The 26,977-nt window shown below is 67.4% G+C and carries 24 protein-coding genes; 9 read left to right on the top strand and 15 right to left on the bottom strand.

Translation table 11 applies throughout. From position 1 onward, the window contains the following. Positions 1-383 precede the first annotated feature (383 nt). Both ahcY and E3T46_RS03650 read right to left on the bottom strand, forming a co-directional pair. Complete coding sequence (gene ahcY, locus E3T46_RS03655) at positions 384-1,871, bottom strand: adenosylhomocysteinase (protein ID WP_134577509.1); 1,488 nt, start codon at positions 1,869-1,871, stop codon at positions 384-386. 274 nt (positions 1,872-2,145) lie between these two features. Next, a complete protein-coding gene (locus tag E3T46_RS03650) occupies positions 2,146-2,370 on the bottom strand; it encodes a DUF3499 family protein (RefSeq protein WP_092452672.1) in 225 nt (74 codons plus the stop codon). A gap of 40 nt (positions 2,371-2,410) precedes the next feature. Between E3T46_RS03650 and E3T46_RS03645 the strand changes: the two genes are divergently transcribed. The 3 genes from E3T46_RS03645 to E3T46_RS03635 all read left to right on the top strand — a co-directional run bounded on the left by E3T46_RS03645 (position 2,411) and on the right by E3T46_RS03635 (position 3,902). Continuing rightward, positions 2,411-2,857 carry a metallopeptidase family protein gene (locus E3T46_RS03645; RefSeq protein WP_134443695.1) on the top strand — a complete coding sequence of 149 codons (447 nt, stop codon included), beginning with the start codon at positions 2,411-2,413 and terminating at the stop codon, positions 2,855-2,857. Continuing rightward, positions 2,821-3,027 (top strand): hypothetical protein, encoded by a 207-nt coding sequence (locus E3T46_RS03640; protein ID WP_134577508.1) that lies wholly within the window; start codon positions 2,821-2,823, stop codon positions 3,025-3,027. The genes E3T46_RS03645 and E3T46_RS03640 overlap by 37 nt, the downstream gene beginning before the upstream one ends. A gap of 188 nt (positions 3,028-3,215) precedes the next feature. After that, positions 3,216-3,902, top strand: a complete 687-nt coding sequence (locus E3T46_RS03635) for a hypothetical protein (protein ID WP_134443696.1) — start codon at positions 3,216-3,218, stop codon at positions 3,900-3,902. Positions 3,903-4,248: 346 nt separating this feature from the next. On the opposite strand, the gene E3T46_RS03630 is transcribed toward E3T46_RS03635, so the two are convergent. Then, entirely contained in the window at positions 4,249-5,631 is a 1,383-nt protein-coding gene (locus E3T46_RS03630; RefSeq protein ID WP_134577507.1) for a glycosyltransferase family 87 protein, read from the bottom strand. A 110-nt stretch (positions 5,632-5,741) separates the two neighbouring features. Between E3T46_RS03630 and E3T46_RS18660 the strand changes: the two genes are divergently transcribed. Both E3T46_RS18660 and E3T46_RS03620 read left to right on the top strand, forming a co-directional pair. Next, positions 5,742-7,115, top strand: a complete 1,374-nt coding sequence (locus E3T46_RS18660; protein WP_174845372.1) for a molybdopterin-dependent oxidoreductase — start codon at positions 5,742-5,744, stop codon at positions 7,113-7,115. A gap of 89 nt (positions 7,116-7,204) precedes the next feature. Then, positions 7,205-7,741 (top strand): hypothetical protein, encoded by a 537-nt coding sequence (locus E3T46_RS03620; RefSeq protein WP_134577506.1) that lies wholly within the window; start codon positions 7,205-7,207, stop codon positions 7,739-7,741. 309 nt (positions 7,742-8,050) lie between these two features. Here E3T46_RS03620 and E3T46_RS03615 read toward each other — a convergent pair whose 3' ends face one another. From E3T46_RS03615 to E3T46_RS03605, 3 genes are read right to left on the bottom strand one after another with little or no spacing between them, the layout of a single operon-like run. Further along, positions 8,051-8,890, bottom strand: coding sequence for a methyltransferase domain-containing protein (locus E3T46_RS03615; RefSeq protein WP_241980437.1), 840 nt, complete (start codon positions 8,888-8,890; stop codon positions 8,051-8,053). Further along, positions 8,887-9,702: a DUF2064 domain-containing protein gene (locus tag E3T46_RS03610; protein WP_134577505.1), complete on the bottom strand. Its 816-nt coding sequence runs from the start codon at positions 9,700-9,702 to the stop codon at positions 8,887-8,889. The genes E3T46_RS03615 and E3T46_RS03610 overlap by 4 nt, the downstream gene beginning before the upstream one ends. Beyond that, positions 9,699-10,457, bottom strand: coding sequence for a glycosyltransferase family 2 protein (locus E3T46_RS03605; protein ID WP_134577504.1), 759 nt, complete (start codon positions 10,455-10,457; stop codon positions 9,699-9,701). Before E3T46_RS03605 ends, E3T46_RS03610 begins: the two co-directional genes overlap by 4 nt. A gap of 253 nt (positions 10,458-10,710) precedes the next feature. Between E3T46_RS03605 and E3T46_RS03600 the strand changes: the two genes are divergently transcribed. Continuing rightward, positions 10,711-11,544, top strand: coding sequence for a response regulator transcription factor (locus E3T46_RS03600; protein WP_241980436.1), 834 nt, complete (start codon positions 10,711-10,713; stop codon positions 11,542-11,544). Beyond that, entirely contained in the window at positions 11,541-12,689 is a 1,149-nt protein-coding gene (locus tag E3T46_RS03595) for a HAMP domain-containing sensor histidine kinase (RefSeq protein ID WP_134577503.1), read from the top strand. The genes E3T46_RS03600 and E3T46_RS03595 overlap by 4 nt, the downstream gene beginning before the upstream one ends. Positions 12,690-12,799: 110 nt before the next feature. On the opposite strand, the gene E3T46_RS03590 is transcribed toward E3T46_RS03595, so the two are convergent. From E3T46_RS03590 to E3T46_RS17750, 7 genes are all read right to left on the bottom strand, one after another. After that, entirely contained in the window at positions 12,800-14,047 is a 1,248-nt protein-coding gene (locus E3T46_RS03590; protein ID WP_134577502.1) for an NAD-dependent epimerase/dehydratase family protein, read from the bottom strand. 85 nt (positions 14,048-14,132) lie between these two features. After that, positions 14,133-15,236 carry an MTAP family purine nucleoside phosphorylase gene (locus E3T46_RS18350; RefSeq protein WP_241980435.1) on the bottom strand — a complete coding sequence of 368 codons (1,104 nt, stop codon included), beginning with the start codon at positions 15,234-15,236 and terminating at the stop codon, positions 14,133-14,135. 338 nt (positions 15,237-15,574) lie between these two features. Then, entirely contained in the window at positions 15,575-17,038 is a 1,464-nt protein-coding gene (locus E3T46_RS03580; protein ID WP_134577501.1) for a DUF5719 family protein, read from the bottom strand. Beyond that, positions 17,028-20,033: a glycosyltransferase family 2 protein gene (locus E3T46_RS17755; RefSeq protein WP_166790163.1), complete on the bottom strand. Its 3,006-nt coding sequence runs from the start codon at positions 20,031-20,033 to the stop codon at positions 17,028-17,030. The genes E3T46_RS03580 and E3T46_RS17755 overlap by 11 nt, the downstream gene beginning before the upstream one ends. A gap of 225 nt (positions 20,034-20,258) precedes the next feature. Continuing rightward, positions 20,259-20,576, bottom strand: a complete 318-nt coding sequence (locus E3T46_RS03570; protein WP_104132008.1) for a WhiB family transcriptional regulator — start codon at positions 20,574-20,576, stop codon at positions 20,259-20,261. A gap of 204 nt (positions 20,577-20,780) precedes the next feature. After that, positions 20,781-21,746, bottom strand: coding sequence for a UDP-glucose 4-epimerase GalE (gene galE, locus E3T46_RS03565; protein WP_134577500.1), 966 nt, complete (start codon positions 21,744-21,746; stop codon positions 20,781-20,783). 46 nt (positions 21,747-21,792) lie between these two features. Then, on the bottom strand, positions 21,793-21,933 hold the full coding sequence (locus E3T46_RS17750; RefSeq protein ID WP_166790162.1) for a hypothetical protein: 141 nt from the start codon (positions 21,931-21,933) through the stop codon (positions 21,793-21,795). 99 nt (positions 21,934-22,032) lie between these two features. On the opposite strand from E3T46_RS17750, the gene E3T46_RS03560 reads away from it, so the two are divergent. Further along, positions 22,033-22,989, top strand: a complete 957-nt coding sequence (locus tag E3T46_RS03560; protein WP_134577499.1) for a helix-turn-helix domain-containing protein — start codon at positions 22,033-22,035, stop codon at positions 22,987-22,989. Between the two features lie 26 nt (positions 22,990-23,015). Here E3T46_RS03560 and E3T46_RS03555 read toward each other — a convergent pair whose 3' ends face one another. Both E3T46_RS03555 and manA read right to left on the bottom strand, forming a co-directional pair. Next, the gene (locus E3T46_RS03555; protein ID WP_134577498.1) at positions 23,016-24,110 is read right to left on the bottom strand and encodes an FUSC family protein; all 1,095 of its coding nucleotides are present in this window, start codon (positions 24,108-24,110) and stop codon (positions 23,016-23,018) included. 93 nt (positions 24,111-24,203) lie between these two features. Beyond that, positions 24,204-25,487 (bottom strand): mannose-6-phosphate isomerase, class I, encoded by a 1,284-nt coding sequence (gene manA, locus E3T46_RS03550; protein WP_134577497.1) that lies wholly within the window; start codon positions 25,485-25,487, stop codon positions 24,204-24,206. Between the two features lie 125 nt (positions 25,488-25,612). Here manA and E3T46_RS03545 point away from each other — a divergent pair, with 125 nt between their 5' ends. Next, a complete protein-coding gene (locus tag E3T46_RS03545) occupies positions 25,613-26,791 on the top strand; it encodes an acyl-CoA dehydrogenase family protein (RefSeq protein ID WP_134577496.1) in 1,179 nt (392 codons plus the stop codon). The last annotated feature ends 186 nt before the right edge of the window (positions 26,792-26,977 follow it).

The following is a 26,977-nucleotide window of genomic DNA, read 5'->3' as shown; positions in this document are numbered from 1 at the left end:
CCCACATGAGGCCGGGAAGCACTGCGGCTTTCCGCACCTTTGGGGTACGTATAGATACATTACGGCCAGACCACCCACCCGTCAAAACGCCCCCCACCCGGGCGTGTCGCACCGCCAGGTGTCAAGACACGGGCCAAAACGGCCCCACTCCTCGACCAGCGAGAACCACGAACCCGCTCCCACCATCAACTCGACGACCGGGCCCACCTTACGGAACCGGGCCCACGATAGAACATGGGCCCGGTTACCGGGCCCGGGCCCGGGAAGAAGCGAGAAGGCGGGCATCCGCTCCCCGACTCGAACGACCGGGCCCACCTTACGGAACCGGGCCCACGATAGAACATGGGCCCGGTTACCGGGCCCGGGCCCGGTCCGGACGGGGGCTAGTAGCGGTAGTGGGCTACTTTGTAGGGGCCCTCGGCGGGAACACCGATGTAGGAGGACTGCTCGGGGGTCAGCACGGTCAGCTCCACACCGAGGGCGTCGAGGTGCAGGCGCGCTACCTTCTCGTCGAGCAGCTTCGGCAGCACATACACGCCCACCGGGTACTTCTCCGGTGAGACATACAGCTCGATTTGCGCGAGCACCTGGTTGGTGAACGAGTTGCTCATCACGAACGAGGGGTGTCCGGTGGCATTGCCGAGGTTCATCAGGCGTCCCTCGGACAGGACGAGCACACTGCGCCCGCTCGGCAGACGCCATTCGTCGACCTGCGGCTTGATCTGAACCTTGACGGCGCCCGGCAGCGACTCGAGCGAGGCCATGTCGATCTCGTTGTCAAAGTGACCGACGTTCGCGACGATGGCGAGGTGCTTCATGCGCAGCATGTGGTCGACACCGATGACGTTGAAGTTTCCGGTGCCGCTGACAAAGATGTCGACCTGTTCGACGACGGAATCGAGGCGGGCGACCTGGAATCCATCCATCGCAGCCTGCAGGGCGTTAATCGGGTCGATTTCGCTCACGATGACGCGGGCACCCTGGCCGCGCAGCGCTTCGGCGGCGCCCTTGCCGACGTCACCATAACCGGCGACGAAGACGACCTTGCCGCCGATCAGCACATCCGTGGCACGGTTGAGGCCGTCGGGCAGCGAGTGGCGTATGCCGTACTTGTTGTCGAACTTGCTCTTGGTGACGGAGTCGTTCACATTGATGGCCGGAAAGAGCAGTTCCTTGCCCGCTGCGAGCTCGTAGAGGCGGTGCACACCGGTGGTGGTTTCTTCGGTGACGCCCATCAGGTCGGCGGCGACCAGGGTCCAGCGGTCGGTTGACTCGGCCAGGGAGCGACGGAGGGCGGCGAGAATGACGCCGTATTCGTGGCTGTCACCGGCAGCATCCGCTGGTACGGCGCCAGCCAATTCGAACTCGCGACCCTTGTGCACGAGCATGGTGGCGTCACCGCCGTCGTCGAGGATCATGTTCGGGCCAGTCCAGCTGGCTCCGGCGGCTTGCGCTTCAGCGCTCCAGTCGAAGATCTGCGCGGTGCACCACCAGTAGTCCTCGAGGGTTTCGCCCTTCCAGGCGAACACGGGAACGCCGGCCGGGGCCTCCACTGTGCCGGTGGGGCCGACCGCGATCGCGGCGGCGGCGTCGTCCTGCGTCGAGAAAATGTTGCAGCTGGCCCAGCGCACCTGGGCGCCGAGCGCGACGAGGGTCTCGATCAGCACGGCGGTCTGCACGGTCATGTGCAGGGATCCGGCGATGCGGGCTCCGGCGAGCGGCTTCGATTCGCCGAATTCGGTGCGGAGGGCCATGAGCCCGGGCATCTCGTTCTCGGCCAGACGCAACTGGTGGCGTCCAGCCTCGGCGAGTGACAAATCGGCGATCTTATAGGTGAACGTGGGGGGCGCGGTGGCCGAAGCGACAGTCATGGTGCTATCTTGCCATTTCCGCCTGAACGCCCCCGACAAAAAGCGGTTCGACCGCACGCTGATAATGCTCAGCAGCGGCAGAACGGATGCTGCCCACTTCCATGGGCAGACGGCCTGCGGGACGAGATGGCCAGATTTTGTCAACGAAGTCATTCCAAGAGGCCGAAACGGCCACCAGTCGGCGAGGCCGAGACGACCCAAGAGACGAGCGCGGCAGCGGGCCGGGTCAGGGGTTCAACCGCGGGACGAGGCGGCCGAGGCAAGTCGGAGCTGGCTACTCGACGGGGTCGGACTCGTCGGCGACGAGGCGGTGCCGCATCAGCTGCCACCCCTGCGGAGCGGTCGTTCGCTCCGCGTGCCGTGCGCAGAGGTCGAAGGTGTGAGGTTCTTTGCGGCCGGCGAGTGGGCCGAGTACGGCCAGCGAGTCTCGATAGTCAAAGGTGAGCGTGGCCACCGAGGGTTCGAGGCAGGCAACGCGGGAACACGGACGGAATGTCATTGCCTCTCAGGGTACCCGTCGACCAGCCTAGGATGGCAGCATGGCCCGATCTCGACGTTCTGCAGCGCCCGAACCGACCGTACGCGGCCGCGGGCGGGACCGGCACGGCCGCGGAATTCGCAGCTCGGCGACCGGTCCGTTTCTGCCGCCGCTGCGCACCCGGATTGACCTGTTCGACATGACGGTCGCCTCCACAATCGAATACCTGCGCGGCGTCTGGCCGGAAGAACTCGGCCACGCCGTGTTCGAGGTGGCCTCCGGTCCGCGCTCGGTGAAGCCGGGCATCGGCGTGGAACGCTGGATGGTCACGCCGGCGACGAATCGGGTGGTGTTCTACCGGCTGCCAATTCAGCGACTGTCCCGCCTGCACGAAAACGACGAGATGCACCAGCGCATGATGATCGAGACCTGCGTCTTTCGCGGAGTTGCAGAGCTGCTCGGCAAAGACCCGTGGGATCTCGCACCGGATCGCTTCCGCCACTTCTAGGCCGCCGCTACTTCTCGGCCGTCACCGCTTGGGCTGCGGGAGCCGTGCTGCGCCCGGGTCGGGCATCCGCTGATGCGAAACCGCTGCGCCGGTCGGCGCCGCGCGCGCTTGAAAAGCTCGCATGTGGTCAGAACGTGGACCGCGAGCGGGGGCGGCATCCGCTCGGCTGATCGACGTCGATCCCTGTCCAGGAAGGGGATTGAGGGGTGTTTGGCGCGCCAGCGTTGTCTGAACGTTTGCTGAATTGAGTAACAGAACGGTAACGGATTGGGGCAATTCCAAACCATTTCGGGGGTGGAACCGAACACCATGCAGACCCCAACACCACCTGCTCGATTGACAGAAAAGGATTCATCCCATGCGCACATTCACCAAGGCCACCATTGGTTTCGCCTCCGCCGGAATTCTCATCGCCGGTCTCGCCGGCTGCTCGTCGGACGCCGGCACGACGACCCCGGCGCCCGCTTCGAGCTCCAGCTCGTCCGACTCGGCCTCCGCTGACCCGACGCCTCTCGCCTCGATCCCCAGCCTGTCCGGCGTGGACACCGCAGTGCTGCTCGACGCCGACTTCGGCGCCGCTCTGACGAGCCTCGGCCTGACCGCCGGAACCGTGGGAACGGCCACTTTGGAAGAGGGCAGCCTGCACTTCCCGATCACCGGCGGAAACGTGGACTACTACGACCCGGCCGAAGATTACCGCCCCTTCGTTCAGGGTTCCATTGAGCACGAGGGATCCGGCTTCTCGCTGACCGCCGGCGACATCGTCGTCGAGCTGACCAACTTCACCATCGACCCGGGCACCTCGGAGCTCTTCGGTGACGTCTCGGTCAACGGCGAGTCCGCTGCCACCCAGGCCCTGCTCTTCGACCTCTACGGTGGAACCCTTGAGCCGCTCAAGATGGACGGCGACAACGCCATCCTCACCGGCACCACGGTTCACATCTCTTCCGTCGCCGCCGGCCTGCTGAACTCCACGTTCAGCACCGACGCCGTCGCCGACCAGATGCTCGTTGGCATCGCAACCATCACCGCCGCCACGAAGTAGTTCTTCTTCACAGCTTTCGGCTGTACAGCACAAACGGGGCTCGCCACACGGCGGGCCCCGTTTGTTGCGTGCCCGGGGGCCTTTGCGGCACCTGTACGCCTCGCGGCGCTCGTTAGCGAAACGGGCGCCCGGTGCTAGGGATGCCACGAACTCTAACGAGTGCCGCGAGCGGGCTGAGGCGGGCTACCGCACCAAGGCGGCCAGGCACGGCGGCCAGACAGGGCGGCCAGACAAGGCGGCCAGACAAGGCGGTCAGGCAGGGCGGTCAGGCAGGGTGGCCAAGCGGCGAGGTCAGGACCGGCGGTCAGACAGCAAGGCGGTCAGGCAGGGCGGCCAAGCGGCGAGGTCAGGACCGGCGGGCGCGCACGGGGCGCAGCATCCGCTTGACTGTGCCTGGGCCGGCGCGACGCAGGGAAACCGCCACGATCACGATGATCGCGATCGCGATCGACGCTCGGGTAAGCGGAACGCTCGGTACCAACAGCCGCAGCGTGAGCGCCATCGGCACGAGCAGCCATTCCCAGCGGCCGCTGAGCGCCACGAACGGCAGCAGCAGCAGCGCATACCAGGGGTATCGGGGGCTGAGTACGAGCAGGGTCGCGCCGATCATGACGAGCTGGCCGACCCACGGCTGGTTCTGGTCGGTCTTGAGAATCACCAGCACGGCGACGATGGCCAGAATCAGGCCGGCGACGATCACAGCGGATGCCCCCGGCGCCACCAGAGACACCAGCGCGAACCGCGAACCGTCCTGATACCCCTCTTCACTCAGGTAGCCGGGCAGGTAACCGAGGACCCCGATGCCGGTCGCGATCACATAGGGAACGTAGAGCAGGGCAAAACTCAGAACGGATGCGGTCACCATTCGCCAGCCACCGCGCCGGAGCAGCGCTGGCGCGGCGAGCACCGGGATGAGCTTGGTGCCGATCGCGATCCCGAGGGCGAGGCCGCCACGCCAGACCTTCTTCGTGGACACGAGAAATACGGCCGCGACGACGAAGATGACGCCGAGCATATCCACGTGGGAGTTGGTGATCGCCTCGGTCGCCACGAGTGGACACCAGGCCCAGAGGGCGACGTTGCGTTGGTCGAGGCCGCGGCGGCGCGTGCCGACCAGCAGCATGACCGTGGTACCCAGGCTGAGTAGCAGCCCGGCGAGCTGCAACGGCCAGTAGGCCGGCTCGGGTCCGGTAAGGAAACGCACGCCGGCGAAGAAGATTTCGCTGGCCGGAGGGTAGATCGTGGGTACGGCCGTGCGGTTCAGGGACGAGCAGAGCAGGTCGCCGTCGGTCGTGCGTGCGGTGGCGATGCGTTCGCCGACACATTTCTCCTCCCCGCCGGCCTCGCTCTGGGGCGTCGGGAACAGCCAGCCTGGTCTCAGGGAATCGAGGCGGGCATCCGCTGGGGTGAAGGCGTAGGGACTGATTCCTGCGTTTTGCACGATGCCATCCCAGGCGTATCGGGCCGAATCGGTACTCGTGTTGGGCGGGCCGACCATGGCCGCGCCGCCGATCAGGGCGGAGCCAGCCAGGATCAAGACAACCACCGCTTTGCCGTTGATTTTATGCAGCAGCCAGCAGGCGAGGCCGAAGACAAACCAGAGCGCAGCCGTGACCAACACCAATTGCACTTCGTCGCGCTCGGGCGGGAACAGGTCGAGGGTTGTCGCGCTGAATGCGGTGAGGGCAGCGCTGAGCACCAGCAGGACCGCGATGATCGTTATACGCACGGTTCAGTCTCTCGCACGCTGTTCGTTTGCCCGTGATCGTTCCCCAACTCACCCGCACATCGTAAGGAATTTTTCCGGTTTGCAACGCGCTGTGGTGATGCAATAGAAGTATGCGGCAATTGATGTATGAGGCCCAGCGAGCGCTGGCGTCACCGGTGCGCAATCCGCGCATGGCGACCGTGATCGGGCGGCTGCTCGGTGCCGCCTTTCTGATCTGCTTCGGCACCGGCCTGTACAGCCATTTTCTGCAGGAACCGCTCGACTGGATGCGCTTCGCGACCCGGCCGGAATTTCTGTATCAGGTGACCCAGGGCACGCACATCATCGCCGGCATCGCCTGTTTTCCGCTGCTGCTGGCCAAGTTGTATATCGTTTTTCCCGCCCTGTTCGCCTATCCCCCGGTGCGCGGTTTCGTGCATTTTCTCGAACGGGCCTCGATCGCCCTGTTCGTGGGGGCCTCGCTCGTGCAGATCACGATCGGACTGCTCAACACGTTTCAGTGGTATCCGTGGCCCTTTCCGTTTCGGCAGGTGCACTTTGCGCTCGGCTGGGTGCTGATCGGGCTGTTGGTGATTCACATTGCGGTCAAGCTGCCGGTGATTACGCGGTATTGGAGTAAGTCGTCGGGTTCGGGTTCTGAATCGGGTTCGGGTTCTGAATCGGGTTCGGGTTCTGACTCGGGTTCGGGTACTGACTCGGGTTCGGGTACTGACTCGGGTTCGGGTTCTGACTCGGGTTCGGGCGACGGCGATCATCTGGTCGACGCGGTGTCGGCCGACCGGGCGGCCGATGCGGAGGCGGTGCGACTGTGGGGCACGACTCGGCCGGGGGGCCTCACCGGGCGACTGCTCGACTATATCGATGCGACGCCGCGCCCGTCCTCGCGGGTCAGCCGGCGCGGATTTCTCACCACCGTCGGCGTCGCCACGACGGCCGTCGTGGCCCTGACCGCCGGCCAGACCTTCACGCCGCTGAACGCGGTCAACCTGTTTGCGCCGCGCAAGAAGGGCGTCGGCCAGCAGGGCGTTCCGGTGAATCGCACCAGCGAGCAGGCGCAGGTGGCGGATGCCGCCCTCGCTTCATCGTGGACTCTTACCCTCGCGGTGGCCGGCACCGAGCGCTCCTTCACCCGGGCCGAACTGCTCGCGCTGCCGCAGACCGAGGTTCGGCTGCCGATCGCCTGCGTCGAGGGTTGGAGTCAGATGGCGACGTGGCGCGGTGTGCGGCTGCGCGACCTCGCCGACCTGATGAAAGCCGACCCGGAGACCTCGTTTCGTCTGATCAGCCTGGAAGAACGCGGCAGCTTCAGCAAAACCCAGATGGGCCGGGAATATGTGCGCGACTCGCTCACGCTCGTGGCTCTCGAGCTCAACGGCGAGACTCTCGACCTCGAGCATGGGTATCCGGCCCGCATGATCGCGCCGGGTCGGCCCGGGGTGTTGCAAACCAAATGGCTGAGCCGAATCGAGGCGATCGAATCATGAGAGCGGATGCGCGCGGATCACGCGGCGAGGCGGCCGGCGGTGACGTCGGTGTGGACACCGGAGTGGGGGTGACCGGCAGGGGTGCCCCGATGGGTTCGGCGACCACGTCAACCGAGAACGCCGGGACTGGCCTGTTTCCGCCACCGGCCGGGATCGCGGCGTCGACCAGTCGGCGGATGCGGAGCATCCGTTTGGCGCTCGTGGGTGTTGGTGTGCTGCTGCTGGCCTGGGGCGCGTTTGTGATGTTCGATTCGGTGCGGCTGACCCGGATTCCCGGGGTGGCGCTCTGGATTGCGGCGGCGATCGTGCTGCACGATGCGATTTTGGCGCCGATCGTGTTTGCGTGTGCGATTGCGCTGCGCCGAGTCGGGCGGCGGACGACCGGCACGGTCATTGCGATCGTGCAGGGCGCAATTGTGGTCGGATCTCTTGTGTCGCTGATCGCGGTGCCGACGATGGTGGCGAAGAATTTTGCTCCGGCGAATCCGACCGTGCTGCCGCTGGATTACGGGCTCAACCTAGGGATTTTCTGGCTCGTACTGGCGGTTTTGACGGTGGGGTTGTCGGTGTGGGCGCTGCTGCGGGAGCGGCGCCAGCGGGTCATCCGCGGCTCGCTCAGACATTGAAGATCGTCGGTGCACGGCCAGACTCCTAAGCACCTTGGTCCGGGCCCACCTTAGGAAACCGGGCCCATGATCCAGCATGGGCCCGGTTTCCGGGCCCGGGCCCGGGAAGAAAATCACCCCAGGTCGTACCTGCTGGCCGGCGAGCGCACGGTCAGATCCGAGGGCCCCTGAAGCCCGGGCCCACCTTAGGGAACCGGGCCCACCTTAGGGAACCGGGCCCACCTTAGGGAACCGGGCCCACCTTAGGGAACCGGGCCCATGATCCAGCATGGGCCCGGTTCCCGGGCCCGGGCCCGGGAAGATTAACGACTAGGCGCGAGCCAGGCGGGCGAAGGTGCGGCCGCCGCGGGACCATTCTGCGACCGGAGTCAGGCCTGCTTGTGCGGCCCGGCGGCGCAGGGCGCTGACTCCGAGTTCGGCCCAGGGGAAGGCGTCGCTCGTGTGTCCGGCGGCGTCGTGCAGGGTGCCCACATAGGCGAGGTCGTGTTCGGGGTCGCGGTGAACCTCGACAACGAGCATGCCGTCGGGGGCTAGCAGCGCGACGCAGCGTTCGAGGAGCGCGTCGGGGTCGCCGCCAATGCCGATATTGCCGTCGACGAGGAGCAGGGTTGCCCAGGTCCCCTCGAGCGGAAGGTGATCGAAGACGGAGCGGTGCAGCACTGCAAGTCCGGCGGCCAGGGCGATCCGCACGGCGGTCGGTGACACGTCGACGCCGAGTGCGTCGAGGCCTTCGTCCATCGCGGCCCGGATCATTCGGCCCGGTCCGCAGCCGATATCGAGCACCGGTCCGGCGACGCCCGCCAGCAGGGAACGGTCGATCGCATCGGCTCCGGCGCTCCACCGTCCGGCGTGCATGGTGGAAACGCGGGCGGCCGTTTCCGGATCGGCGTCGTGGCGGCGGCCGTGCAGGTAGAGCACGTTGTCGTCGCTTTGCAGTGCCTGGGCGTAGGGTTCGGATCCGCCGGCACCGAAGGTAGTCGGGCGCCGAAAACGGTCGGCCGTCGTCTGGTCGGCAGCCGAACGGTTCGCGGCCGCATGCTCGGCCAGTTCCCCGACGAGTTCCGAAGTGAATCGGTCAGCGGCATTCGGACCCTCGCTGACCGGCCATTTCGCCGGCTGGTCCCAGAGGCGCGGGGAGACGAGGGTCACGAGCGTGTTCCGGTCAGCGTGAGCAGGTCGGCAGCGCGCGTGGCCGCCGGGTGCAGGTCTGCCGAGTGCAGGTCGGCCGGGTACGGGGCCACCGGGTGCAGGTCTGGGGCACCCGTGGCGGCAGCGCGCCCATCCGCGGGGGGCCGATCCGTCGAGCGCCGTTCGGTCGCGAGCTGGTTCGCATCACCGGGTTGAGCGGATGCCCGCACCCCCGCGAAGGCACGCGCGAAGCGCGTGTGGGGGGCGATCGAGGCGACGGTCTGGGCATCCGTTATGGTGTCGATGTCGGTGAGCGCGGGCAGCAGGCGCACGGTGAGGCCGGCCTGATCGAGACGTTCCAGCTGGTGTGCGCCGGTGTCGGAGCGGCTCATCGGGATGCCGCGGAGCAGCGCGCCGCTCGGGTTTTTCAGCGCGAGCGCCCAGAACCCGCCGTCGTTGGCGGGGCCGAACCAGGCATCCGTTTCATTCCAGTTTTGGAATACTGGTGCGAGCAGCTCGGCGCTGACCTGCGGGGTGTCCATTCCGAGCAGCAGCGTCGGCTCGTCGAGGTGGTCGAAGATGGCGGCGAGGCGTTCGTCGAGTCCGCCACTGGTCTGCGGCAGAATCTGCCAACCGGATGCCTCTGGCGGCGGCGTGACACCATCGAACGCGAGAATGTGGCGCGTCGCGGGTAGCTGGGCGGCGACCGCGAGGGTGTCGGCGAGGCTCGACGCGGCGAGAAGGGCGGCCTGCTCGAGCGACAGCGGCGGGTGCAAACGGGTCTTCACCTTGCCGGGCAGGCATTCCTTGGCGATGACCACGATCGCGGTCATGAGCGGTCCCCAATGCGGCTGGCGCGGGCAGCGTTGCCACTGGCGTCGCTGTCATTCCGGCGCGGGCTGTCGTCAATCTCGTTCCGGACGGCGCTGCTCACGCGAAGCAGGGCGGACATGTCGTGGATGGCGGTGAGGGTGCCGCGCACGGTTCCGGTCACCTTGCTGCGGCCGACCCGCGGCGCATAGCCGGTGTCGACCTCACGAATGCGCCAATCGGCCGCGGCGGCGCCGAGAAACATCTCCAGCGGATATCCGCTGCGGCGGTCGTGTAAATCGAGGGCGAGGAGGTGGTCGCGGCGGGCGGCCCGCATGGGGCCGAGGTCATGAATGTTCACACCTGTTATTCGGCGCAGTCGCCAGGAAAGATAGGTATTTGCTAACCGGGCATGCGGCGGCCACGCATTTCGGGTGGTTGGGCGGCGTCTTCCGAGCACGAGATCGGCGTCGTCTTGAGCGACCGGGTCGACCACGAGTGGCAGGTCGCGCGGGTCCATCGAGGCGTCGGCGTCGCAGAACGCAACGATCGGGGCGGTCGCGGCGAGGAGCCCGGCGTGGGCTGCGGCGCCGAATCCGCGACGGGTTTCGTGCACGACCTCGGCGCCGAGGGCACGGGCAATATCCGCCGAACCGTCCGTGGATCCGTTGTCAACCACGATCGCCCGGTAGCCGGCGGGCATCCGCTGGAGAATCCACGGAAGCGCCTGTGCCTCGTTCAGGCAGGGCAGCACCACGTCAACCCGAATACTCGTCATGGTTCGACCCTATGCACGGGGTCTGAGTGTTCGGGGCGAAAGTGGTTACGAACCTGGGAAGGATACCGAGCAGCTCCGCAGCAGGCCAAGCAGTCGACCGGGCCCACCCTATGAACCGGGGCCCAGTTTGTAGACTGGGCCCGCGTTCCGGTCCCGGGCCCGAACGGTTAGTGGCGGAATGGGGCGGGGCATCCGTTGACCAGGCGTACAGATCGGTCGCGCGGTGACGCGACCGCGCGCCTAGTCTGAGGGGGTGTCCCCCTCCCAATATTTCGCGCCGCCGCAAGCCGATGCCCTGGCCGGGCGCCGCGTGCTCGTCATCGAGGATGATCCGATGGTGTGTGAGGTGGTCGGACAGTACCTGCGCTCCGCCGGATTCGTCGTCGACGAAGCCGTCGACGGACTCGCCGGACTGCGCCGAGCCGAGGCGGTACCGCCCGACCTGGTCGTGCTCGACCGCATGCTTCCGCTGCTCGACGGCATCGAAGTGTGTCGGCGCATTCGGCAAAATTGGGGCGCCCTTCCGGTGATCATGCTCACCGCCCTCGGCGAGGAAGAGCATCGCATCGCCGGCCTCGAGGCCGGTGCCGACGACTATCTGGTGAAACCGTTCTCGCCGCGGGAGCTTGTGTTGCGGGTGCAGTCGGTGCTGCGACGCAGCCGGTCGGAGTCGATCCCGGAGGGAATTCTCGAGGCCGGCGAGTTCACGCTCAACCTGGCCGCGCACCAGATTCGCCTGCGCGGGACCCCCCTCGTGCTCACCGCGCGCGAATTCGATTTGCTCGCCTACCTGATCTGGCGCCCGTCCAAGGTGCTCACCCGCGAGGAACTCCTCCGCTCGGTCTGGGGCTGGGAATTCGGTGACTTGTCTACGGTGACCGTGCATGTGCGGCGGCTGCGGGAGAAGATCGAAGCCGACCCGGCGCATCCGCTCGTGTTGAACACGGTCTGGGGGGTCGGCTACCGGTTCGACCCTGTGCCGCTGGGCGCGGGGGCTGCGGATGGCACGGTGCCGGCGGAAAAGGCCGGGACTGCGCGGGGCGCACAGAGCGGGGATGGCCCGAAGAACGCCGGCGGCACACCATGACCGCCTCGGTGTTCGCCGCGGTCGCCGGCATCGCACTCGGCTGCGCGCTGGTCGTGGGCGCGCTCGGGTTGCTCGCGTTGCGGCTGCTGTCGCGCCGGTCGCTGATCGCCCAGATCGTCGTCGTCGCCTTCGCCACCGTCGCATCGGTGGTCAGTGGAACGGCTGCGGTCGCCTCGCTGATGTATCTGTCGGCGCACGATCTGATCGTGTTCTACGCGGTCGCAGCGGTGGCGGGTGTCGTGTCGCTCGTAATGGCATCGGTGCTCGGACGCTCACTGGCACGCGACAACAAGTATTTTCGGGCCGCCGCGGCGAGCATCGGTCGAGGCGAATCAGTTCTCTCCCCGGATCGGCATACGAGTCTGGAGTTCGCAGCGCTGGCCGGGGAGCTCGCCGCAACCGCCGATCGGCTGACCGAATCCCGCGAGCGGGAAGAACGCATTGAAACGTCCAGGCGCGAAATCGTGGCCTGGATCTCGCACGATTTGCGCACCCCGCTGGCTGGAATCCGCGCCATGGCCGAGGCGCTGGAAGACGGCATGGCGCCAGACCCCGAGCGGTACTACGTGCAGATACGCGGGCAGGTCGACCGACTCAGCGGCATGGTCGACGACCTGTTTGAGCTGTCTAAAATCCATTCGGGAGCGCTGCAGCTGTCGCTCGAACGGGTATCCCTGTATGACCTGATGAGCGATACGGTGGCCGATCTGGCACCGGTTGCCCTCGCGAAATCGCTCGACCTGCGCTTCGAGGGCGAACGCGGTCTGATGCTGCAAGCGGATGCCCGCCAGCTGGCCCGCGCGGTGGGAAACCTGGTGATGAATGCCATCCAACATTCGCCGGCCGACAGTGTGATCGTGGTCTCCGCGACCCGGCACGTCGACGGGCGGGCCATTATCTCGGTCGTCGATGCGGCGGGCGGTATCCCCGAACAGGACCTCGGCCGGGTGTTCGAGGCCGGGTGGCGGGCGAGCGAGCCGCGGACGGTGTCCGCCTGGGGAACCGGCGGTCGCAGCGGCGGCGCCGGGCTCGGACTCGCTATTGTTCAGGGGATCGCTGAGGCCCATCACGGGTTGGTGACGGTGACCAATGTGGAGAATGGGTGTCGGTTTGATTTGCTGCTGCCGCAGCATCCGCTTGACTGAGCGGTGTTGATGCGGCGCCGATTGCGACCATTCACCCGCTCAGTGGTAGCACCGCGGGGCCTGCTCAAGGGGCGAAAGGTGGCACCTCGCGGATGCGCCGGGACGACCAATCAGGGGCGCACGGCGGCGCGCAGCGGGGCGGTCGCGAACTCGCGCATTCCGTCGTCGAAGGAGATTTGCGCCGACCAGCCGAGTTCTCGTCGCAAACGCTCCGAGGACGCCGTGATGTGCCGCACGTCGCCGAGCCGATACTGCCCGGTCACGATGGGTGCCGGGCCGCCCGCCGCCGCGGCAAGGGCAGTCGCCATGTCTCCGATGGTGTGAACGATTCCGCTGCCGACGTTGAACGGACGAAATATTCCGGCATCGGAATTCATTGAGCCGGTGGGTGCGATTTCAGCAGCTGCAGCGTCGGCGGGCGCGCGGCCAAGGCCGGCAGCCTGCGGCCTGTAGTCGAGCCCGGTGAAGTCAAGCGCGGCGATGTTGGCCGCGGCGACGTCCCGTACGTGCACGAAGTCGCGGCGCTGCCGGCCGTCTTCGTACACGCGGGGAGCCTCGCCACGCTCGAGTGCCGAGCGAAACAGTGAGGCGACTCCGGCATAGGGCGTGTTCTGCGGCATGCCCGGCCCGTAAACGTTGTGGTAGCGCAGGGCCGCGACGCGTCCGCCGGTCGAGCGGGCCCACGCGGTCGCAAGATATTCCTGGCCGAGTTTGCTGCTCGCGTAGACGTTGCGCGGGTCGAGCGGATCGGATTCGCTGACCAGAACGGGTTCGAGCGGCTCCCCGGTGGTCGGGTCACGGGGATCGAAGCGTCCGGCATCGAGGTCGCTGGCCAAGCGGGGGCCGGGCCGGGTGAAGCCGTTCGGGCCTCGGTAGCTGCCTTCGCCGTAGACGACCATGGATGACGCCAACACCAGACGACGGATGCCCCGCGCGGCCATCGCGGCCAGCAGCACGGCCGTCCCGACCTCGTTGCTGTGCACGTAGTCGGGGGCGTCGGCGAAGTCCACGCCGAGGCCGACCTTGGCTGCCTGGTGACAGACCACGTCGATGTCGGCGAGGGCGCCGGCTGCGGTCACCGGGTCGGTCACGTCCCCGTGCACGAACTCGACCCGCGGGTCCAGTCCCGCCGGCCTCACGTTCCGGGCCCGGGCCCGGAAACGGGGCCCATGTTCTATCATGGGCCCACTTTCCGGGCCCGGGCCCGGACCGGTTGTGGACTCTGCCGCGGGGCCGTGCACGTCGGCGCGCAGTGAGTCCAGCACGCGCACCTCGTAGCCGCGGGCGAGGGCAGCCTCAACGATTGCGGAACCGATGAATCCGGCACCGCCGGTGATCAGCAGACGGACGCCGCTCATGCGAGGGCTCGGTCACCGGCACCAGGCCCGGTGGTTGGCCAGGACGCACCGGGGAGCCTGCGACGAGGCTCGGACCGACCGGTCGTCACGTCAGATCCCCGGCTGGGGCGGACAGCAGGGCAGAAGAGGAATCGCCGTGCGCGGCATCCGACAGCACGGCCCGCGCCAGAACGGCGTCGACCTGGGCCGGGTCGATGAGCTCGCGCGGGGCGAAGTCGGTCGGCAAGGCGCGCAAGATCCCGTCGATCGCCGCGAGGATGCGCGGCTGGGCCTCGCGGAGGCGACGGAACACGACCGATGCGGTGACGGCATCCGTTTCGCTGGTCGCGGTCGGGCCAGACGTTACGGGGCCGCCGGAAGCGCCGGGCGCGGACAACGCTGAAGCCGGTGACCCGGACACGGCCAAGCCCGAAGCGGCCACGCCGGGCACAGGCAAGCCAGGAGCGGCGAAACCGGAGGCATCGACCACGGGACCAACCTCGACGGCAAAAGGCGTCGGCGCGAGTCCCGCGTCGGCGTCCGTCACGAAGGAGAGGTTGACCGTGCCCATGTTGAGCTCACCGGCCAGCACGATTTCAGGGTACGCGGTCATATTGACAATGTGCGCGCCCATCGAACGGAACCAGACGGACTCTGCCCGGGTGGAAAACCGTGGACCCTGGATGACCACGACCGTACCGGAGGGAGCGAAGTTCTCGCCAAGGTCCTCGAGCGCGCGCCGGGCGTACCCGCGCAGCTGAGGGTCGAACGGGTCCGCGGCGGAAAGGTGCTGCACCGATTCCCGGTCGTAAAACGTGTCGGGGCGGCCCGACGTGCGGTCGATGAACTGGTCGGTGACGACGAGCAGACCCGGCGGATATTCCGGCGTGACCCCGCCCACCGCCGAGGAGGAGATGATCGCCCGCACGCCGATCGAGGCGAGGGCCCACAGATTGGCCCGGTAATTGATCAGGTGCGGCGCGACGCTGTGGCCGCTGCCGTGCCGGGGCAGAAAAGCGACGCGGCGACCCGCGCGCAGGCCGATCGTGACCGACGCCGACCCGTACGGCGTCGGAATCCGATGCGTGACCGCGGTTGCGGGGTCGACGAGTTCGTAGAGGCCGGATCCGCCGATCACGGCGACGTCCGCGCGCGCGGTCGGGTCAAGCACAGGGTCAAGCACAGGGTCAAGCACAGGGTCAATCGTCACTAGCGGCTCCCAGCGGGTTACGAGTCGAATGTTCAGTCTGCCATCGAAAGCTGCGTGCCCACGAAAGCCCGCCGTACCAAAACGGATGCCCCGACCCGTCCGACCGGGCCCGGGCCCGGTCGCTGGGCCCATGATAGAACATGGGCCCGCTTTCCAGGCCCGGGCCCGGTCCAATAAGGCCGGCAGGCGCGCGCCGGGCGACACCCGGTGTTCGGGGCCCGGGCCCGCTCCGCCGGCCCGGTCTATAAACTAGGCCCACGTTCCGGGCCTAGGCCCCGGACGCAAGCAGAGCCCCGGACGCAAGTAGAGAGACCCGAATACCCCGGAACGACAACCGGCTAGTGCGTGTAGACGCGGATCGACGACGCGAGCGGTCCGGGCGGGTTCACGGTGAATGACGACAGCAAGCCGCCGCCGGAGTAGTCCACGAGCGCCCACACCGACTCCCCGCCGCTCACCAGGTAGCGAGCCCCGCTCCGCAGCGGAACCGTCGCGCTCGCCCCGGCGTCAATCTGCAGGTCGACGGCAGAGCCGCGGTCGGGCGTGAGGGTGAGCGCAGCATCCGCTCCCCCGCCGTTGACGAGGTGCAGGGTCGGCGACGGCCCCTCGGCGACGGCCACCGTGAACGAACCCTCGAGCGGTGCCGAGGCCGCGAACCAACCGAAGTCCCGGCCGTCAGCGCCCGCGCTGGAGGTGCGGGCGGCCGCGACGATCGGCTGGTCGGAGCGCAATTTCACCGAGAAACTGCCCACGGCCAGCGGCGACAGCGGAATTTCGGTCGCAACTCCGGGCTCGATCTCTACCTGGGTCGAGGTGCCGTCAGCAGCCCCGTCGGCGCTCGTGACGCCGATCTGCACGGTCGCCGCCTCGGTGCCGGGCACGAACACCCGAATCGACGGGGTATCGGCGTTGAAACCCTCGCCGGTGGTGACGGTGTCCGCGGCGACGGCCGACGTGACACGCACCCCGGCAATTGTCTGGTTGAGTGCCGGCGTGGCGGTGGCGCCAATGATCTCGACTCCGCCGGGTTCAATCCCCCGGATGCTGCTCTGCTCCAATGCTGCCGCCACCTGCCCACCACGCGACGACACGCGCACGACCGGGGATTTCAGGTTCGGGGCGAGGCCGGCCAGCGAAATGACACGCTGCTCACCGGGCTGCACCAGAATGCCGGAGGCGCCGGGCGCGTCGACGATTCCGCTCTCACCGTAGACGGTGACGTCGACGGTCGCGAGCACGGTCGACGGGTTGCTGAGCAGCAGCAGGCTACTGCCGCCGATATCGGTGGATCCCCCAACGAGCCAGCTCTCGCTGGCCGCTTCGGTGCAGGACGCGACGGCGAGCCCGCCCAGGGTGTCGGTGCCGACGATCTGCGACTGGCTGCCGGCGACGAGCGGTGGCACGGTGGCGCCATCCTGCACGGGAACGGTCAGCAACAGCGGCGGCTGCCGACTGCTGGAGTCGTCGACCGCACTGATCTCGGTGACGTCCGGGCGAATCTGGTCAAAGTCGCTCCCGGCCGCGTCGATAGCGCCATACACGGCGGCAGCGGACCCGACGCTCGACGCCGACTGGGCCTGCGTCGAATCCTCGGCGAGGGTGAGCAGCGGTCCAGGGCAGACCCGTTGCTGCTCGCTCGGCAGCGGCACGATCTCGCTCGAGCGGGGTTCGTTCTCAACGGTCGGCAGCGTCACGAGGGTCGAGGCCGCGCCGACAGCGACAACGACGGCGATGCCGACCAGACCGAGTACGCCGCGGCCGGCCCGACCACCAATGCGGACGAGAGTGCTTCTAGCGGGCATGATCGTCCTCCACAGTGTCTTCCGTGGGCGATTCCAGCCCGGTACCGACGCCGGTTTCCCGGTCCATGGCCAGGTCGGCCTCTAGATCGGTACCGAGCGGCGGTTCTCGATCGGCGTCCAGGTCGGAAACGACCATGCTCTTGCCCCGGCGGGTACGTTTCGGTTTCGGCTTGGCGTTGGCCCTGGCCGCGCGGCGAATCGCATCACGGTTGGCTTGGCGCACGGCTTCACGGCCGGCGCCGATCGGCAGCGACAGCAGTACGGCGCTGCCCACCACGGCGACGGCAATCAGCAGGGTGACCAGGCCGAAGACGCCGCCGGCGCGAGCCGGTGCCGGAACGCCACCGGCAGCATCCGTTTCGCCGAACTGCCACAGTCGGCCGAATTCGGTGTCGCCCACCGGGGCCAGTGCGGCATTGCCGTCCAGGGCGGTTTCGGTGCGCAGCTGGGTGTCACCGGCAAGAACATCAGCGCCGGCCGGCTGCAACACGATAAAGCGGATGCCGAATTCGGCCAGATCCGCGCTGGTGTCCAGCCCGCTGCGTGAGGCCAGGTTACCGGCGAGCTCCGCCAGCGCTTTCTCGCGGGCGCTGAGCGTTTGGTCGGTGCTGCCGCGGGTGGATTGCTGGTTCAGCGTGGCGCCGACACCGCGCTCGATCGTGGCGAGCAGGCCGCCGTCGGCCTGCGGAACGAGGTGCAGGGTGCCGACCCGGTCATCGATCTGCGCTTCGGCGGCGACGAAGGCCGGCTGGGTTCGGCCGGTTCCCTCGCGCACGGCGGCGGTACCGAGGTGCAGGGAGCCCAGAAGCGGCAGCGCTACGACGGCCAAGGCCAGCGCGGCGACGACCCCGGGCGCCGGCGCAAATCGGCGCAGGGCGCGCAGGCCGATCAGGAGGGCGCCGACCAGGCCGAGCCAGTACAGGCTAAGCCCGGCGCCCGACCACACCCGCACCGGTTCGGCACCGATGGCGGCAAGAACGAGCTGGTTGGCGGCGAGGGCGGTGCCGAATCCGAGCAGGGCGACCAGCCATGCGCCACCCGCGAGCCGGGCGCCCGGCAGTAGCAGCGCCAGCAGGGCGAGCAGGGCGATGGGCGCGAGCAGGATGGGCACGATCAGCTGCGGGTCGAGACCAGGCATTCCGAACCGATCGAGGACACCGGCCCAACCGCTGCCGCCGGGCAGCCCGAGCAGCAGTTGCAGGGTCGGTGCGTGATCGCTCGGTACGGGCAGGCCGGGGTCGGCGACGAGGTTCAGCCAGGTGCCGCGCAGGCCCTGGTCGGCAATGAGCGGAAGCGCGAGGGCGAGCGCCGGAAGCGGAATGCCGATGAAACGCATTACCCGGCGACCGGCAATGGCCACGCTGAGCAGCCAGGCCACGAGCAGCGCCGGGGCGAGGGACGGCGCACAGGCCACGACCGCCGCGAACAACAGTGCGGCCGAGGCGGAGGACGACCAGGTGCGCGCGGCCGCGAACCAGGTGAAAAACAGCCAGGGCAGCAGCAGGTGCACGAGGATGGCGGCCGGGCGGCCGTCGGCCAGGGCGGCCAGAAAACTCGGGGCCAGCACCCACAGGGCGGCGGCCAGGGCGCGCAGGCTGCCCCGGTCGGTCAGGCGGGTCGCCGCCATCCAGGCGCCGACCGCAGCGAGCGGAAAGGCGAGCGCGTAGACCAGCACGAAGGCAAAGGACGGCGACCAGAACGCGATGGAGCCGAGCACGGCCAGCACAGCGGCAAACGGGTCTGCGGCGCCGACGAAGCCGAGTCCGAGGTCGCGCCAGCCGTAGCCGACGCTTGCCCACAGTTCGGGCAGGCTGGGCGACAGCGGCAGCAGCCCACCACCGATGAGGGTGTCGGCGCCAAGCAGCGGCACCATCATCACGATGCCGACCACCGCGGCGGCGAGCATGGTCCAGGCTCCGCCGCCGGAGAAGAACCGAATTTCGGAGCGTTCACCGTGCAGGCCGAACAGGCTCGCCTCGCGCTTGAGTGACTGCCGCCGGCGAACTTCGGCCGACGGAACGCGCAGGGTGGAGATGGCATCCCAGCCGAGGGTGCGGGTTTTCGTAAACATGCGACGGGCGCTGCTGACGCGCAGGCCGTTGAAGGCAGCACCGAATGCGGCCGAGAATTCGCCCACGATCGCTCCGGGCTCCTTGCGCAGCAGCTGGCCGATCGAGCGGATGAAGGCGAGCGGCAGCAGGGTCAACCAGTGCAGGGCGAGCACTCCGGCCGGCGCGTAGACCAGGCGGCGATGCAGCTGCGCCGAGCGTTCGGCTCGCACCCGGCGGCGGCGCAGCCGCCCGCGGGAGGACTGGTTCGGGCCGGCCACGCCGTCGCCGGCCGAAGCCACCCGTGCGGCCGGCACCACCGAGACGCGATACCCGGCGAGGCGCACGCGCACACAGAAGTCCAGGGAGTCGTCGACGGTGGGCAGCGCCGGGTCGAAACCACCCAGCTGTTCCCACACTTGGTGGCGTACGAGCATGCCGCCGGCGCTGACGGCGAGCACATCGCTCAATCCGTCGTGCTGGCCCTGGTCCAGTTCGCTCTCCACCAGGGTGACGGTCGCGCCAAACGGCGTCATCGACTCGCCGAAGTTGTGGATGTATTCGCCGGCGATCCACTCCATCACCTTGGGCCCGGCCACCGCAACGGACGGCGCAATCTCGAGCGCGTCGACCAGGATTTCGAGGGCGGTCGGGTCTGGGGCGCTGTCCTGGGCGAGCAGCCAGAGCAGCTCCCGGTCGTGCGTGGGCGGCGTGGTCACGCGCACGGCGGCGGTAATAGCCTGCCCGAAGTTCAGGTCGGCATCGGCGGCAATGAACTGGGTCGGCCCGAAATCGGCCAGTATCTTGGCCGTCGCATCGCTCGATCCGCAGTCCACCGTGATCACAATGTCGGGTTTGCGGGTCTGCAACGACAACGCCTTGAGAGTTCGCTCAAGGTGTTTCGCACCGTTTCGGGCGACAAGGATGGCGGTGACTCTCGGTTGCATAACAGCACCAGCCTAGGTCGGGATCGGTCGCTGCCCCTCAACCGAGAGGGCGCGCCTCAAATATTGGCCGGGCAATAGCGAAGCGGATGCGTCAGCATCCGCTTCCGCTTCCCCCGGGCCTAGCGCGGCCGAAACCTGGCTCGCTGCCAACCGCGTCAGGGCCGAGAAAGCTGCGCCCGGACCGAGCCAGCCGACAGCATCCGCTTAAAAACTGCGCGGAACGGGTTAGGCGCGCTTGCGCAGTTTGCGCCGTTCGCGCTCGGACAGCCCACCCCAGATACCGAACCGCTCGTCATTGCTGAGCGCGTATTCGAGGCATTCGCTGCGTACCTCGCAACCGGAGCAAATCTTCTTGGCGTCGCGGGTGGAGCCGCCCTTTTCGGGGAAGAATGCCTCGGGGTCGGTCTGCGCGCAGAGGGAGTCGGCCTGCCAGGCCAATAGGTTCTCGTCGCCGTGGTCTTGTCGTACTCCCGGAACACCGAGGGTGACGGGGTCAACGAACCAGTCCTCTGGTACTCCGGAACGATAGTCAGGTAATGCCATATCGTCTCCCCGCGCTCGATCCGCACCAATCAGTGCCGCACCTAATTACACCCGTGTAATTCGATATCGTCAAGTCGCGAATCGTAAACCCTCAATATGGGCTAGAGAGTTGCGACGCGCCCACGGCGACAAATTCGGCCATTTGGGGGGCGTCTGAACGTTGCGAACACAGCACAATATGCGCCCTCAGCGGCGTGTCGACCCTCAATGAACGGCCGCGCGTGATGAGTCCCAGGCGCTCTGCACCATCTGCTCGAGGGTGTGGCGCATGCTCCAGCGCAGGTCGCGGGCCGCGAGCGCGCCAGACGCGACGATGCGATCGGGGTCGCCCACGCGTCGCGGTCCGAGCTCCGGAACGAAGTCGATGCCGGTGACCCGACGCACGGTCGCCATGATCTCGCCGACCGAGACGCCGTCGCCGCTGCCGAGGTTGTAGACCGGCTCGATCGCCTCGTTGGCGTCGAGCCGGCGTGCCGCGGCGACGTGCGAGAGGGCCAGATCGGCGACGTGAATGTAGTCGCGCACGCAGGTGCCGTCCGGCGTGGCATAGTCGTCGCCGTTGATGCGCGGGGTGCGACCCTCGAGCAGCGCCGCAAAGACGAGCGGAAAGAGATTATGCGGGCTGGTGTCGCTCAGGCTGAGGTCGCCCGAGCCGACGACATTGAAGTAGCGCAGCGAGGTGTGCCGCAGGCCGGTCGCTACGCCTTGGTCGCGCAGCAGCCACTCGCCAATCAGTTTGGATTCGCCGTAGGGCGATTCCGGGCTTTTCGCGGTGCTTTCGGTGACGAGGTCGGTGTGCGGCGTGCCGTAGACCGCAGCGCTCGAGGAGAACACGATGCGGTCGATCGCCGCCCCATCCATGGCGGCGAGCAGCGTGGCCGTCGCGGTGACGTTCTGTTCGTAGGTGTGCAGGGGGCGTTGCACCGAGACGCCGGCGTACTTGAATCCAGCGACGTGGACGACGCCGTGCACGTCGTGCTCGCGAAAGGTGTGCACGAGCAGATCGCCGTCGAGCACGCTGCCCCGCACGAAGGGCACTGTGGCCGGCACGAAAGATTCGTGGCCACTCGAGAGGTCGTCGAGCACAACCACGTCGAGCCCTTCAGCCTGGAAAGCGCGCACCACATGGGATCCGATATAGCCCGCTCCGCCGGTTACCAACCACGCCATACTGCCCCGCTCGTTCACGGTGACACCGATGTGCCACCGCTTCAGGCTAGCGCCAGCGAATCAGTGCGTCATCGTCGTCGGTTGCTCGGACGCCTTGGCGACCGTAACCGTCGCGCCCGGAAGAGCGAATCGTGGCCACAACACCGGCGATCGCGAGGACTGTGAGGAGAAAAATAAGAATGAACATGGCAGAAACTCTATGTATTGTGCTTTTCTGCCGCGAGTGGCACAGTTGACGTTGTTCGACACATTTCTGCCATGTCCAGCCTCAGCAGAACGGATGCCCATGCTTCAGAAAATCGTCTGCGTCACCCTCCCCGGTCTGGCGCCGTTCGAATTCGGCGTCATCTGCGAGGTGTTCGGCATCGACCGCAGCGTGCACGGCGGGCCGGCGTTCGACTTTCACGTCGTCGCCGCCGAACCCGGCCCGATCCGCACCAAGATCGGCTTCGACATCGTCGTGCACGACGACCTCGCCGCCGCCGCTGACGCCGACCTCATCGCAATCCCGGCCTACGCTATCGGAGCGGCAATCGACCCGCGCGTGCTGCAGGTCGTGCGCGACGCCGAGGCTCGCGGTGCCTGGGTGCTCAGCGTGTGCAGCGGCGCGTTCGTGCTGGCCGAGGCCGGCATCCTCGATGGGCGCCGCAGTACGACCCATTGGATGTACACCGAGGCCCTCGCCCGGGCCTGCCCGAATACAACCGTCGACCCCGACGTCCTGTTTGTGGAAGACAATCACGTCGTCACCGGAGCCGGCACAGCCGCCGGCATTGACGCCGCGCTGCACATCGTGCGCAAGGAACTGGGCGCGACCGTCGCGAACGTGATCGCACGCCGCATGGTCGTGCCGCCGCAGCGCGATGGCGGCCAGTCCCAGTACATCGAAGCATCGGTCGTCGACTGCCAGGACGAATCCTTCGCCGCCGTCACCGAGTGGATGCTGCGCCACCTCGGCCAGGAATTGCCCGTCGATCTACTCGCCCGCAAGTCGCTCATGTCGCCGCGCACCTTCGCCCGCCGGTTTCGCGCCGAAATCGGCACCACGCCGACCCGCTGGCTCAACCGGCAGCGGCTGCTTCGGGCGCAGGAACTGCTCGAGGACTCCTCAAGCAGCCTCGAGGAGATCGCCATCGACACCGGCTTCGGCGGGGCGGCCGTGATGCGCCATCATTTTCTGCAGATTCTGCAGACCACTCCCACCGCCTACCGGCGGGCCTTCGGCCCCCGCAAGGCCGGCTAACGCTGCAGCCCCCGCGCACCGCGAAATCACGAAGCGGCGGATGCCGGCGCCTCCTGGAGAGAAGGTCGCAGGGCCACCAGAATTCGTTGGAGATCGATCACGATGGCGGCGGTGGGACTCAACGAAGCAGCTCCTGCCCCTATTTCTTGCTGCATTGTGCGCAGGATCTCCCCGACCGCCACAGCAGCCTGGTCCAGAAGCTGGGGCTGTCGCGGGTCGTCGACTCCGACGCTGATCGCCCCGGCAACCGCACTCAGTGCCTCCTGCAGAACGGGGCGAAGATTTTGCGGCGACTCGAGCGGGATCGGCTTGCCCCACACCATGCCGGCTAGAACCTCGGTGAGGTTGCGAATGTGAAACGTAACGTTCTCCAGTGCAACCAGCGCGTCGTAGTCGGCGTCGAGGTTTCCCCGAGTGAACCACGCGCGGGGATTGCCCTTGCGGCTCTCCTCGGCCGCCTGCACGGCCGTGCGCACGTTCCGGGCTGCCGCATCGAGCATCTCGCCGTGCGTGGCCCAGTCTTCGCGAGCCGGCGGCGACCGCTCCAGCACGGCTTCGCCGATCTCGGTGAGGTGTTTCGAGAGGGTTCTCCGAAATCCCAGCATGCGTTCCCGCGCAGGCCCAATGGTGAGGGGCGGCAGGATCAGCAAATTGACGCCCAGGCCGACGATAATTCCCAGGCACAACTGGGTTGCGTAGCCGATCGAATAGCCGTCGGCCTCTGGCCCGCCGATGATCAGCACGAACAGGGCGGTGATGGGCACGTACTCGCCACCCACGCCCATCCACTTCATTCCACCGACCAGGGTGCCGAGGCCGACAACGAACGCGAGAGTCCAGACGTTGGGGTCACTCACAATGAGAACGATGGCGGCCAGCCCGATGCCGATGAGCACCCCGGCCAGAGTTTGGGCTGCGCTGCGGAGCGATCGCATGAGCGTGGGCTGCATGCTCAACAGCGCGCCTAACGGGGCGTAGTAGGGAAAATCCTTGGCGGTACCCGGCATGAGCGGTGCGAGCGACCAGGCAACGGCCACTGCAATACAAATCTTGGCCACTTGAAGCGCTCTCGGGCTCATCAGGCGACGTTTGACCTCGATCAGTTCGTGCGTACGCGGCATCGTGTGCGGTTCCCGTCAGTTCCGGATGCCCTCCCGCATCTTCTCCAGTTGGAGGTTAGGCGAGTTATCTGGTGAGGTTCTGGGAGGCCCGCGTTACGCGCCCGTCGTTGCGAGAAAGATCTCGCCGGTTCCGGCGAAGGTCAGCGTGCCCTCGTCGGGCGTGACGTAGACGGCCTGGCCGCGCTTCAGCGGCCGCGACGACGCGGCACCAGCCACCAGAAATCCGCCGGCCGTGCAGATGGCGATGGCCGGGCCGGTGAGGGTGATCTGTCGCATCGTGACGGGCGACGACGACGACGCATCGGCATCCGCTTCAATGTGCACGAGCTCGAAGTCGGGCACGTCCGGACGATACAGCGAGACCCCGGGCGTGTCGACGATCGGCGCGAGGTACGGCGAGGGCGCCGGAGTGAAGTCGAGCACCAAGAGCAGCTCCTCGACGTCGATGTGTTTGGGCGTCAGTCCGCCGCGCAGCACGTTGTCCGAGGCGGCCATGAGTTCGACGCCCAGCCCGGACAGATACGCGTGGATATTGCCGGCCGGCAGATACATCACCTCGCCGCGCTGCAGGGAGACCCGGTTCAGCAGCAGGGCCAGCACGATTCCGGGGTCGCCGGGATACTCGGCGGCGAGCGCGCGCACCGTCGCGAGCTCTCGCGCATAGCCGATGGCCGCTCCGCCCTCGGCCAGGAATGCGGCGTGGTCGGCGAGCGCCACCACCCGTTCGACCAGCCATTCCACCTCGCCGGAGTCGCCGCCGCGACCGTCGCGCAGCAGCCAGTCGACGGTGTCGGGCAGGCCCCGGGTCAGGTGGCTCTCGAGCAGGTCGATGATCGCGGCCTGCGAATCCTCGGTCGCGAGATCGAGCAGCCGCAACTCGGCGATGATTCCGCGCACCTCGGCGAGCGGCCGAAAACCGCAGAGCGCTTCGAAGGTGTCGCTGAGCGCAAAGATCAGCTCGGGCTTGTGGAACGGGTCGCGGTAATTGCGATTGCCGGCGTCGATGGCCACACCCGCCTCGTTCTCAAGCTCGAACCCGGCGCAGGCCTGCGCGCTGGTCGGGTGCGCCTGCAGCGACAGCGGGCGCCCGGCCGCGAGAATCTTGAGCAGAAACGGGAGGCGTGGGGCCGCATCCGCTTCTCGACTGGCCCAATCAGCGCCGAGTGCTACCTCCGGCGCCGCCGCGATCCACTCGGCGAGGTCCGAAAAACCGCCGACCAGCGCCGGATCCTCGATCACCGACGGCGACCCGGCGTGGGCTCCCAACCACAGTTCGGCCTCCGGCCCGCCCGACGCCGTGCGGCCGAGCAGGTCAGCGATAGCGCGAGTGGAACCCCAGGCGTAATTGCGCGGGGTGTTGGTGATGCCCACAAACATGTTCGGCTCCTTCTACAACTGTTTAGACCAAACTACCAACCGGGTTGGGGCGCTCAGACAAGCCCCCTAGGCTGGCGGCAATTCACCGGTCGCCTGTCGGCCGCAGTCTATGCAACGGAGCAACCATGACCTTTGAACTACTCGGCAGCGACTTCTTCGGCTACGAAGACCTGCTCACCGAGCCCGAGCAAACCGCCATCTTGAAGCTGCGCGCCTACCTCGAAAAGGAGGTGCGGCCGATCGCAAACGGATGCTGGGATCGCGCCGAATTTCCCACCCAAGTCATCAAGCCGCTCGCCGAGCTCGGCATGTACTCCTTCGGCTGGGAATCGACGAAACCGTTTGAGAATTCGGCGGTGTTCCGCGGCTTCGTGGCGTTGGAACTGGCGCGAGTGGATGCATCCGTCGCCACCTTTGTCGGTGTGCAGAACGGTCTCGCCGCGGGCACCCTTGAAGCGTGCGGCTCGGACGAGCAACGCGCCGAGTGGATTCCGCGCCTGGCGTCCGGCGAGATCGTCGGGGCGTTCGGGCTGACCGAGCCGTTGAGCGGCTCCGACGCAGCGCAGGGCCTCCGCACCACCGCGACCCGCAACGGCGACAGCTGGACCCTGAACGGCGCCAAACGCTGGATCGGCAACGCCACCTTCAGCGACGTGACCATTATCTGGGCCAAGGACACGGCCGACAACCAGGTGAAGGGCTTCATCGTTCCTACCGACACCGCCGGATACACGGCTACCAAAATCGAGGGCAAGATCAGCCTGCGCGCGGTGCAGAACGCCGACATCGTGCTGACCGACGTGATCGTTCCCGAAAGTCTGCGCCTGCAGAACGCCAACTCGTTCAAGGACACCGCGAAAGTACTGCGGGCCACCCGCGCCGAGGTGTCCTGGGCGGCCGTCGGCAATGCCATCGGCGCCTACGACGCGGCCGTCGCCTACGCACACGAACGCGTGCAGTTCGGCAAGGCCATCGGCGGGCACCAACTCGTCCAGGACCTGCTGGTCAAGAGCCTCGGCAACATTACGGCCAGCCTCGGCATGGTGGTGCGGGTGTCGCAGCTGCAGGATCAGGGCGTGCAGCGCGACGAGCACTCCGCATTGACCAAGGCCTACACGACCAGCCGTATGCGCGAGACCGTGGCCTGGTGCCGGGAGCTGTTCGGCGGCAACGGAGTCGCCCTCGAGTACAACGTGGCCCGGCACTTCGCCGACGCCGAGGCCATCTACTCCTACGAGGGCACCCAGGAGATGAACACCCTCATCGTGGGCCGCACCATCACGGGCCAGGCCGCGTTCGTCTGAGTCGCGCCGCCGGGCCGCCGCACGTAGAACCGGCAGAATTTTGCGACACGCCGCGCGGGGCATCCGTTTGAAACGGCGTGTCGCAAATTTACCGGCGTTAGCTACGCGAGCGGATGCCCGCGCGGGGTGTGTGTCCGCCCGACTCGGGCTACGGTGTCGGAATGAGACTTGACGTGCACGGACCGG

This window comes from Cryobacterium sp. Hh11 (assembly GCF_004404045.1).
Lineage (GTDB): Bacteria > Actinomycetota > Actinomycetes > Actinomycetales > Microbacteriaceae > Cryobacterium > Cryobacterium levicorallinum.
This window is presented reverse-complemented; position numbering and strand designations above follow the sequence as displayed.